This is a genomic window from Ruegeria sp. AL2 (assembly GCF_056540845.1).
In genome coordinates this window covers 1-855 of record NZ_JBQFXM010000069.1, presented here as the reverse complement: position 1 = coordinate 855, position 855 = coordinate 1, and the positions used below count along the sequence as shown (strand labels likewise).

Sequence of the window (855 nt, the reverse complement as noted above, 5' to 3'; positions counted from 1 at the left end):
TAGGTCATGTTGACAAATGGCGAAACCAAAGTCGGATGGACGTTATATCGATGAATCCCAGGAAGCTTTCTGCGGTCTTGTCGTAGCGGGTTGCAACACGCCGAGCGTTCTTGAGCTTGTTGAAGCAGCGCTCGACCCGATTTCGCAGACGATAAAGTGAGCGGTCGACGCCAACGCGCATCTTTCTGGTTTTCCGCATGGGAATCTGGGTCATCACATCTCGATCATTCATCTTTTTGCGTATTTTGTCAGCATCATAGCCGCGATCTGCTAATAACACGCGCGGCTGAGGCAAATTATCTGCCATGACCAAATCGAAACCACGATAGTCAGATGTCTGGCCCGGTGTGATCTCGGTCCTCATAGGCAAGCCGTGTGCGTTTACGAGAAGGTGGATCTTGGTCGTGAAGCCACCTCTCGAACGGCCAAAACCCTGTCGCGGAGTCCCCCTTTTGCACCCGCTGCCTGATGATGGGCGCGGATTACGGTGCTATCGATCATTTGCAGGGCGTCTGGCACTGCTCCACTTCGGTTCAAGGCGTCCATAATCTCTTCCCATAACCCCGCCAGTGTCCAGCGCCGAAACTGTCGGTAGACGCTGAACCACTTGCCGAACTCTTCCGGCAGGTCGCGCCACGGAGCCCCTGTCCTGGAAATCCAGAAAATCCCATCAAGAACAAGGCGGTGGTTGATAGGCTTGCGTCCATTCGGGGCGCGGACAGCCAAGATGAACCGCTCAAAGAACGCCCATTCCTCGTCCGACATCAGGTCTCGTGCCAAGCTGGTCTCCGTCGTAGATACCAGCTTGAATCATGCCCGCCGACAGATGTGAATCCCTTTTGTCAACATGACCTA

1 pseudogene is annotated in these 855 nt (G+C 54.4%); it reads right to left on the bottom strand.

Annotated features, from left to right (window positions below):
* Positions 1–4: 4 nt before the first annotated feature.
* A pseudogene (locus tag ACR0ID_RS20400) lies at positions 5–765 on the bottom strand (IS5 family transposase).
* Between the last annotated feature and the right edge of the window lie 90 nt (positions 766–855).